Here is a 10,000-nt window from a genome sequence, read left to right as displayed (position 1 = left end):
AGGCATCTTTTGCAGCGGCCGAAGCTGCTGGAGTAGTTATAGTAACAGCAGCGGGTAATGATGGCCCAACAGCCAAAACTATTGGTTGTCCAGCTTGTATTGAAACAGGTATCACTGTGGCCAGTACAACACATGGTCGTTATTTTGCGAACAAAGTCAGTTTAGCAGGTGCTGATTTCCTTGCGGTTGCCGGTTCAGCATTTGCCAGTACTGTACAAGATCTGGACTCTGATGTATCAGCACCTGTAGTGCTGGCTTCGGTGGTAGCTCCTGATAATGCCTTAGGTTGTCTGGCTTATCCTGCTGATACGTTTAAAGACAAAATTGCAGTTATTTCACGCGGTAGCTGTAATTTCAGCGACAAAATAAACAATGCGGCCGCGGCTGGTGCAGTGGCTGTGATAGTGATTCAGAATAATGATGGCGAACCTAGTGTTATGTCGAATCCGGGTGTGACTATTCCGGCTGTCATGATCAGTAAGGCTGACGGTGCTAAGTTGGCAACTGCAGGTAATACAGCAGTCACTATCGGCATCAAAGCGGATAAAGTGTTTTCTGCTCAGTTCGCAGACATCATGAGTGATTTCTCCTCCCGCGGTCCTAACGGTAATAGTAATTTCCTGAAACCAGACATTGGCGCTCCGGGTAGCAATATTTTATCTGCAACTTCACCTGACGCTTTTGCTGATTCACGTACTTTCCAGTTAAATAGCGGCACTTCTATGGCGTCACCACATGTTGCCGGTGCTGCTGCGTTAATGAAACAGCTTTATCCAAGCTGGACTCCGGTTGAAATTAAAACTGCTTTGACATCAACTGCTGTGAATGGCCTGAAAAAAGAAGACTCAGTGACAGCGACGACGCCTTTTGATTTAGGCGCGGGTCGTTTGGATTTAGAGCGGGCTACTAAAGCAGGTGTGACTTTTGATAAACCTTCTTTTGCCCAGGATCCTTGTGTCGCTGAGTGTACTTTTACCAGAACTATCAGGAACATGACTAATAAGGAGGTGACCTGGACACCTTCTCTGTCTTTAACAGATGCGGCAATGACGGGGGAGTTTAGCCATAGCTCAGTGACCTTAAAACCTTACGGAACAGCAGGTGATTCGGCTGAGTTCAGTCTGAAGTTAAATGGTGCCTTTGCGACACTGGACAACTGGAGCTTCGGTCAGGTGCTGTGGACTCCAAGTGATGCGTCCATTCCAACTGCTACTATGCCTGTTGCGGTGCGTGTGGCTACATCCTCTGACAGTTCGTTGTTGTCTACTGTCGCTGTAGGAGAGCTATCGCCAGCAGAACCAGCTTTGGTATCCACCACTCTGAACAATAAGGCATTCTCCGGTCAAATTTCTGTTGTCTCCAAGTTACCCGCTGGTACCAAACTGGTTGAATCCAGTGGTGATGCGGAAGTGTCTGGAGGAAATCAGTTCTTGTTTGATGCAAATTCAGACTCTGGGGTAGTGTCATGGTCAGGTACATTAAATACACCTTCTATGCGTTTTAGCACAGATGCGGCGATAGATTTTGAACTTGCAACTAATGGCGGAACCCGGGTTGCCTGTACTGGTGACTGTGATGAGTTTTACTCCGGTCTGAATTTAGGGGGCGCAGGTTTACCTGTGACTTTTAATGGCCAGACCTACAACAGGGTTTATCTGTCGGATAACGGTATTATTACTTTCTCTAATACCGCTACCACACCTGCTCCTTCGTTTGCGAACCAACAATTGCCCAGTACTATCACGCCAAACAATCTGGTTGCTCCGTTCTGGGCAGACATGGATTTAGCTGGCGGTAGCACAGGCGGTGGTAATATGTATTACGCCGTCCTGACCCTGAGTGGCGTTGACTATCTGGTAGTTGAATGGAATAAAGTGCGTATTTATGATGATGCGTCAGGTAACGAATACAGCTTCCAGGTGTGGATGGCTTTAAATGCGCCTGAAAATATCTTCTTCAATTACCTCGATATGGGAGCCATGCCTTCGAACGTCACAGTAGGTGCTGAAGATGCTGCAGGGACTTTAGGTGCCAGCCAGTATTTTAATGGTACAGGTACAGCCCCAGTGTCTGCTCAATCCTTGAATCTGAATGTGGTGGCCGGTGGTAAGTTAACCATGAGCTATGCTGTGGAAAATACGGGCGAGCTGGCTTTAGGTGAAGATGATACTGTGACTGTGGCTGAAGATACGGTCAGTGCAGCTGTGGATGTGCTGGCAAATGATGCGACCTCCTTTGAGAAAGTGGTTCAGGCCAAAGTGACCAATGCAGGTAAGACACTGGACTCTTTCAATAAGCTGACTGTAAAAGCTGATGGTGCTTTGACTAAACCTGCTGTGGTAGTGGCTCCTGTTAATGGTTCTGTAACTGTGGCTGATGGCAAATTTGTTTACACACCAAAAGCAAACTTCAACGGCACTGACAGTTTCACCTATCAGGCGGAAGACCAATCTGGAGCTAAAACTTTGCCAGCTAAAGTAGCGGTCACGGTGACAGCGGTCAATGATGCGCCAACTTTAGCCGCTGGTGCTGCTGTTACAGTAGAAGAAGGTCAAAGTGCAACTTTATCTGTCACGGGTTCAGATATAGATGGTGATGCATTAACTTATAGCTGGAGCCACGTCTCAGGCCCTGCAGTAGCTATAAATGCAACCACAGCCTCAGTGACTCTGAAGGCTCCTGCAGTTGAATCAGATCAGGCAGTAGTGTTCAGAGTTACAGCCTCTGACGGTCAGGCAACTTCGGCTCCTGTTAATGTCACATTGAATGTCACTAATGCTAAGGGGTCAAGCGGTAGCTTAGGCTGGTTATCCTTGTTGTTATTACCAATGGCTTGGTTACGCCGTCGTCGTAGCTAATAACAGTTCAGCCTAAAAAAACCGCCTTAACAGGCGGTTTTTTTTAGCTTGAATAGAAAGGCGCAAAGATATAGAACAAAAAAGCCCGCTTTAGGCGGGCTTTGTATCAACTAAACTGCTTAATGAGGTTGGTTTAGTGTTTCGACTACGTCCAGTCTGGCTTCTCTGACCAGGCCTGATGCGCGTATAGATTGAATCAGCTCAGATAAATTGGCGCCTGCAGGTGCCTGAACTATGGCTATCTGTTTGCTGACGGCTTTCACCAAACCCAGGCCAAACTGTTGCTGCAGTTGTTGCAGCGACGCCTGATCCTTGGCCAGTATAGAAATGCGACCTGTCACTATACCCATTTCGCCAGTCAGCAGGTTTTTAACCACAGAATCTGTTTTAACTGCGCCGTCTGTGCTGACTTTAGCCTGTTGTACTATGGCACGGCCATTCACTAAACCCTGGTTGTTATTACCTGCCAGGCTGGACGGCACTAATACAAGATCGGGTTGTAATTTATAAACACCAAAGTCTGCTTTTTCGTCCAGTTGGTGTTTTTTCGTTTCAGTTTTGACTGGGGCTAATTTTTTCAACTCAGGGTTTAATTCTGTTGCCTGAACTGACGTCATAGTTCCGATAGCGGCCAGGGCGGCTATGGCTAATTTAATTTTCATAACTCTGCACTTCCTTTATTAACGGCCAAATACGCGGATAGCTACACCTTCGACAACAGAAGGTGCAGTATTGTTGACATAACCGTCAACACCTAACAAACCACCAGTCGAAGCATAGTTTGAAGCACCTGCATCCAACACCTTAATAGTCCAGGTACCCTTTGCGTTTTCGCCATAAAAAGCGTTGGTTAAGAATACTGAGTTGTGCAGTATATAACCTGGATTTTCAGAAAAGTCCTCGGCCAAAGCCGGGTAGATCAGGGCTTGTTTTGAGGATAATAATACGCTTTTAGTACCGGACGGAGAGGTTACTTCAATAGCTAAATCGATACCAGCTGTGGTCTGGAAGCGGCCATCGACAGTGTCAAAACCATAAGCCATTTCCGGGTTAGCGATAGAGAACTTCAACTGAGCACCTTCCAGAACCAGAGCATCATCTACTTCTATAGACACAGTTGCACCAGCGACACTGTTGTCTGGCACAGGTAAAGCCAAAGAAGCCGGAGTTTCGGCATAAGTGCCTACACCAGTCCAATCTGCGACCACCGCGTCACCTAAGTTGGTTTTGTAATTTTTCGCCATAGTCACTGCAGCACCTGCATCGACACGACCAAAACCATAGTAGTTATTGAAATTAAAACCAGCGGCATTTTTTACCCAGCCCTGATGAGCCTGAAATTCGCCATCTGCTAATTCCAGTGCGACAGGAGCATTCGTTTTATCGACCATAGTACTGGTTGAAACCAGAATATGGCGGATGTCACGGTAACTTAAGGCAGGATTGGCTGAAGCTATCAGCGCCACTACGCCTGAAGCATTTGGTGCTGCCGATGAAGTACCATTAAAGGTCGAGGTATAGTTACAGCTGGCGTTTTCCGGATGACCCGGGTTATTAAATGGGAAAAAACCAGCAAAAAAGCCCGGGAAATAGACGCTATCGTAGTCTTCTACAGAAGCAAAGCTGCTGTAACCGCGTAAGCAGGTCATCTGGTCTGTAGTGACCATAGCCGGAGCCAGATCACCATATTCGCCAGCAGGAGCCGACACCAGCAGGTTCGAACCTGCCGTCGAGTAGCTGGTGTGTTTACCATCGCTATTCACAGCACCAACACTGAAATAGTAGGGCGTTGCCTGTGAAGGTTCAAAGTTACCGTTGTAACAGGTCAGGCCCAAATCATTAGCGCCGTTGACCTCACATAAATCTGAATCATAGTCGGCACGACCATCCCGGAAACTATTGCCGCTGGATTTCATATTGACCGCACCTAAACCTGAACGCAGTTCGGTGGCGCTAAACTGTTGTACTGCTTCATCAAATTCAGAGTAAGCAATAGCAGCAGGAATAGTAATGCCATAACTGCGGTTAAAAACGGCTACAGGTTCAGTTGAGGTGATACCACTGCCTGGAGCACCATGACTTAAGGTAAAAGCCAGGTTACTTTGTTCTTTCAGGTAGTTCATGCCAATTAACTTGGCGTCAGGCGCAACACCACGACCACCAAGACCGTTCCAGCCCACCGCAGCAATGAGTCCCGCCACGCTGGTGCCGTGATCGCCAAAGGCTGAGTTGCTGGTTGGATTAGTCGGATCAGAAGCATCTGCTACAAAGTTGATAGAGCGGTTGGCCAGTACATTGGCCTGCAAATCTTCGTGATTAATTTCCAGACCTGAATCAACCACAACAGCTATGGTATTGGCACCAGTAGAGCCTGCGGCATAAGCAGCAGGAACGTTCATATCCTCACCAGCTACTAGTATTTCAGGGTTTTTCAGTGACTCAACTATAGCTGTCGCCTGGGCTTCAGAGATGCCTGCAAGCTCAATGAGCAAAGTGATATAAGTCTGATACAAAGAGTCACTCATTGAGTAAGCTTTTTGACCTGTATTTTTTAAATGCCATTGCTGGTAAGCCAAAGGATCAGTGCCTGCACTGGCGAGTGTCACTGTAGCTGTTGCTGATTCGTTGCCATCAGATACAGTGTAAGAAAACAACTGCTGACCAGGGGCTGTTGGGATAAATACAAAGTTCAGTCCTGTAACGACCAGGTTGCCTTTACTTAGTTTGTATACGCCACCTGAGGCTGTCACTGTAGCGCCATTTTCTGAGATAGCTGTCAGAGTTAAGGGGTCTTTATTGGCATCTGTTGCAGCGAAGGAACCTGATACAGGCACCCATTCTTTTGCCTCGATATTTGTTAAGGATACATTGGTTGCTTGCGGAGCAATATTTTTAGCTCCGTCACCACCGCAGGCTGCAAGAGCAACCAGCACAGCAACGGATAAAGCAGACTGTTTTAGCTTTGACATTGTGTTGTTCTCTGTTCCATATGATTCAGTTTTTGTTATGAGCTTTTTGGTTATAAAATGCGCGTTTTTATAACTAGCCTCCATTTCATCCTAACATGTTAATAAAATGAAACTCCAGAGAATCATTTATGTTTTTTATTGTTGCAATATTTTTGGATTTAATTGAATGTTTTGCTTGATATTGATCATTTTCAGTGTCTAAAGCAAAAAAAAACGGAGCACAGGGCTCCGTTTTTATGATCAAATGTTAACTTTTTAGGCAGGCTGTTGCTGAGTAATACAGTGCACGTTACCGCCACCTAATAAAATCTCCCGACCAGGTACTGTCACGACCTGATGCTTTGGAAAGACTTTCGATAAGATATCGATTGCCACCTGATCATTGGCATCGTCAAATACCGGTAACACCAAACCACCATTGCATAAATAGAAGTTGATGTAAGATCCGGCTAAACGGGCTTCTGATTCACGGGGCACCGCAGCGCCTGTTAAATCTACAGTAGCGTATTCGTCTGCTTTGGCCAGCATAGGCGCGGGCACAGGCAGCTTGTGCACTGTGAACTTACGGCCTTTGGCGTCCGTACTGTTTTCCAGCACCTCTAAAGCAGCGCGTGAACGTTCGTACTGTGGATCATTTTTATCGTCTGTCCAGGCCAGCAGCACTTCGGCCGGGCCAACAAAACAGCACATATTATCGACGTGACCATCGGTTTCGTCGTTAAAAATGCCTTCTTTCAGCCAAATGACTTTATCGATACTCAGGTAATCTGACAGCATCTGCTCGATTTGTTCACGGGATAAATCCGGGTTACGGTTTTTATTCAGCAAACACTCTTCAGTGGTCAGCAAAGTGCCTTCGCCATCGACATGAATAGCGCCGCCTTCGAGCACAAAACCTTCAGTGCGGTAACGTGGCGTGCCTTCGATATTGGCTATCTTTTGCGCGACCTGATCATCCCTTTGCCACGGGAAATACAAACCGCCGTTTAAACCACCCCAGGCATTAAAGGTCCAGTCGACTGCGCGTACTTCTTTGCCATTGGTGACAAAAGTAGGGCCAGTGTCACGGCACCAGGCGTCGTCAGTTGAAGTTTCAACCACCCGTATTGGGTGAGTGGTTGGTTCTAAACTCAACTGCGCCTGAGCATTGGCAAACTGAGCGGCAGAAGCCAATACAGTCACAGGCTCAAACCGGGCTATGGCACGAATCACAGCACAAAAGGCCTGCTGTGCTGGTTTGGCACCTAAGCGCCAGTTGTCAGTGCGCTCTGGCCATACCATCCAGGTTTGTTTATGCGTGGCCCATTCGGCTGGCATAAAAAAGCCATCGGCACGAGGCGTGCTAGTAAGAGTAACAGCCATCTTAGTTGTTACCTTCGGTTGGAATGGTTTTGCCGTCTTTGGTTAACAGTGCGCCATATAAGTCGATACGACGGTCACGATAGACGCCCCAGTTACGACGGTTTTTCGCGGTTTCGTCTAAATCGAAGGTGTGAACTAATACGGCTTCACTGACTTCGTCGGCTTCTTCAACTTTGGCACCAAACTCGTTGGCAATAAAAGAGCTGCCGTAGAAGGTGATAGCGTAATCGTCTTCGGTTTCACGACCAATACGGTTGGAAGCGATCAGCGGCACCAGGTTCGCAGCGGCATGACCCTGCTGCGTGCGTTGCCAGTGTTCACGTGAATTCACTGTTTCATCATGAGGTTCAGTGCCAATAGCTGTTGGGTAGAACAGCAGTTCTGCGCCCATTAATGCCATGCTGCGGGCACATTCAGGGAACCACTGATCCCAACAAATACCTATACCTATTTTGGCATAAGCTGTATCCCAGACTTTAAAGCCGGTATCACCAGGAGTGAAGTAGAACTTTTCGCTGTAACCCGGGCCATCAGGAATATGGCTCTTGCGGTATAAACCTAAGTTGCTGCCGTCAGCGTCAATCACAGCCACAGTGTTGTAGAAGCAGTTACCGGCTTTTTCATAAAAGCTGATCGGCAGAACCACCTTCAGCTCTTTGGCAATTTTGCTGAAATGTTTAATAGCCGCGTTGTCTTCGACAGTAGTCGCGAACTCTAAATATTCATACTTTTGTTTCTGGCAGAAGTAGTTACGCTCAAACAGTTCCTGTAGCAGGATGATCTGGGCGCCTTGAGCTGCAGCATCACGGACTAAGCGTTCGCCACGGGCAATATTTTCTTCTACATTCCAGCCACCAATCATTTGGGTGGCGGCCACAGTTACCTTACGCATGCAAAGTCTCCTCAAGCCAGGGTTACAATTCAAAACAGAATTTGGATTTAAAGATGCAGCTACTCTAGTCAGTTTTATGCGCAAGGGCAATCAAAAGCCAAGTCTGCAAGGGCGCGCAAAATGCCGTATTTTTGCGCTGTCGTCAATGAGTTTTACCCTATTGGGGTGGTGTTTCAGGGCAGTTGTGACTGCCCTGAATTAACTATGGGTGGATATGCAAAAATATTGGGTTTTTAGTGAATTTTATTCGTTTGGCTCTTTTGCTAAACGAGCCGCCAGCAACAACAGCTCAGGCTGTAAGCGGACTTTGTAATTAATATGCTGGTAGCTGTATTGCACTAAACCCTCTTTATTCAGGATATAGACAGCTGGCACGGGCAGAACCACCTTACCAGTGCTTTGTTCTTTATTCAGATTCAGTTTGTAGGTATTTAAATAAGTCGCGCTGGTTTTTTCATCCAGATAATAAGCGACCCCAAAAGCTGAACTTAATTTGAACTGACTGTCGGATAACAAGGTATAAGTAATAGCTGCGCCTTTAGTGTCTTTTAAACTGGCCTGAATAGCAGCAGGGCTGTCCGGTGTCACTGCAATCAACTGATAACCTAAAGCTTTAAGCTTGGGTTCTATTTCACGCAAAGCTGCCAGTTGCAGGTTGCAATAAGGGCACCAGCCGCCGCGGTAAAACACCAGCACAGTGTCTTGTTGTTTCAGTACCGCGCCAAGCTCAACAGCTTTGCCTTCGGAATCCTGTACGCTGACCAGAGGGGCCGACATGCCATTTAACAGCGGCTTAATATCTTCAGGGCTTTGGGCAATTCGAGGTTCAGCAAACAAAGATGCGCTGAACAGTGCTAGAGTGAGTAACAGTAATGGCTTGATATTCATGTTGGTTTTTCCTTAAGTGGTTTGAATTAGATACCGGATCAGTGCAGCTAATCTTTCAGTCTACTGAGAATAATTGCTGATTTAGCGCAAAGAAAAAGCCAAAAATCAGGGTAGAATGCCTTGATGTTAGTGGGAGGTGCTTGTGCTGGATATATTAATTGTAGGTGGTGGTATGGTGGGCGCTTCAGTGGCGCTGAAGTTAAGCCGTGCTGGTTTAGAAGTGGGCTTAATTGAAAAGCAGTCTGTCTCAGCTTATAACCCAGAAAGTACCGTTGACCTTCGTGTATCCGCTATTAACAGACGCAGCGAACAGTGGCTGACTGACTTAGGCGCCTGGTCTTTATTGCAGCAATGGCGTTTATGCCCTTATAAAAGATTACAGGCGTTTGAAGCTGATCAGGCCGGACTGACTTTTCATGCCGATGAAGTGGCGCTGACTCATCTGGGCCATATCATCGAAAACAACCTTATTCAGCAGGCGCTTTGGGCTAATTTTCCTGCCAACTTGCAACTGTTTTGCCCAGCCACTGTAACTGGATTTGCGCAGCAGGCTGACTATGCCAGTGTCAGCACAGCAGAGTTTGGTGAGCTGAGCGCTAAACTGGTGATAGCGGCAGATGGAGGTCAGTCGCAGCTGCGTCAGTTAGCACAAATTGGCGTGTCGGGCTGGCAGTATCAGCAAAGCTGTTTAGTGGTCACAGTCAATACAGAGTACGAACAACAGGACATCACCTGGCAGCAGTTTAACGAATCAGGCCCACGGGCTTTTTTGCCTTTGCCGGGCAAGCAGGGCTCTTTGGTTTGGTATGACCATCACCATAAAGTGAAACAACTGGCGGCCTTAGCTAAAACCGCTTTGGCGGAACAAATACAGCAGGCTTTTCCGGCAAAACTGGGCAAAATTACCGTGGAACAAGTGGCCAGTTTTCCGTTAGCCAGGGTACATGCAAAGGACTATGTCAAAGGACGGCTGGTGCTGGTCGGGGATGCGGCTCATAGTATCAATCCGCTGGCGGGTCAGGGCGTCAATT

Annotated in this window: 7 protein-coding genes; 2 read left to right on the top strand and 5 right to left on the bottom strand. The window is 47.2% G+C overall.

The features are described from left to right. A partial coding sequence (locus tag LDL40_RS09045) for a S8 family serine peptidase (protein WP_300994977.1) occupies positions 1–2,858 on the top strand: 2,858 nt, incomplete at its 5' end. Positions 2,859–2,977: 119 nt separating this feature from the next. On the opposite strand, the gene LDL40_RS09040 is transcribed toward LDL40_RS09045, so the two are convergent. The 5 genes from LDL40_RS09040 to LDL40_RS09020 form a co-directional block, all read right to left on the bottom strand. Beyond that, the gene (locus tag LDL40_RS09040; RefSeq protein ID WP_300994976.1) at positions 2,978–3,520 is read right to left on the bottom strand and encodes a hypothetical protein; all 543 of its coding nucleotides are present in this window, start codon (positions 3,518–3,520) and stop codon (positions 2,978–2,980) included. An 18-nt stretch (positions 3,521–3,538) separates the two neighbouring features. Continuing rightward, positions 3,539–5,827: a S8 family serine peptidase gene (locus LDL40_RS09035; protein WP_300994975.1), complete on the bottom strand. Its 2,289-nt coding sequence runs from the start codon at positions 5,825–5,827 to the stop codon at positions 3,539–3,541. 255 nt (positions 5,828–6,082) lie between these two features. Next, positions 6,083–7,189 carry an agmatine deiminase gene (aguA, locus tag LDL40_RS09030; RefSeq protein ID WP_300994974.1) on the bottom strand — a complete coding sequence of 369 codons (1,107 nt, stop codon included), beginning with the start codon at positions 7,187–7,189 and terminating at the stop codon, positions 6,083–6,085. 1 nt (position 7,190) lies between these two features. Then, complete coding sequence (gene aguB / locus LDL40_RS09025; protein ID WP_300994973.1) at positions 7,191–8,081, bottom strand: N-carbamoylputrescine amidase; 891 nt, start codon at positions 8,079–8,081, stop codon at positions 7,191–7,193. A gap of 243 nt (positions 8,082–8,324) precedes the next feature. Next, the gene (locus LDL40_RS09020; RefSeq protein ID WP_300994972.1) at positions 8,325–8,969 is read right to left on the bottom strand and encodes a peroxiredoxin-like family protein; all 645 of its coding nucleotides are present in this window, start codon (positions 8,967–8,969) and stop codon (positions 8,325–8,327) included. Positions 8,970–9,111: 142 nt separating this feature from the next. Between LDL40_RS09020 and LDL40_RS09015 the strand changes: the two genes are divergently transcribed. Further along, positions 9,112–10,000: FAD-dependent oxidoreductase (locus LDL40_RS09015; protein WP_300994971.1), on the top strand; the 889-nt coding region annotated here is incomplete at its 3' end.

Source organism: Rheinheimera sp., assembly GCF_020217005.1.
GTDB lineage: Bacteria > Pseudomonadota > Gammaproteobacteria > Enterobacterales > Alteromonadaceae > Pararheinheimera.
The sequence above is the reverse complement of the archived record's forward strand: the minus strand, read 5'-3'. Positions and strand labels throughout refer to the sequence as shown.

Coding starts and splice junctions, on each gene's coding strand:
- LDL40_RS09040 (WP_300994976.1), bottom strand. CDS start 3,520: ATGAAAATTAAATTAGCCATAGCCGCCCTGGCCGCTATCGGAACTATG.
- LDL40_RS09035 (WP_300994975.1), bottom strand. CDS start 5,827: ATGTCAAAGCTAAAACAGTCTGCTTTATCCGTTGCTGTGCTGGTTGCT.
- aguA (WP_300994974.1), bottom strand. CDS start 7,189: ATGGCTGTTACTCTTACTAGCACGCCTCGTGCCGATGGCTTTTTTATG.
- aguB (WP_300994973.1), bottom strand. CDS start 8,081: ATGCGTAAGGTAACTGTGGCCGCCACCCAAATGATTGGTGGCTGGAAT.
- LDL40_RS09020 (WP_300994972.1), bottom strand. CDS start 8,969: ATGAATATCAAGCCATTACTGTTACTCACTCTAGCACTGTTCAGCGCA.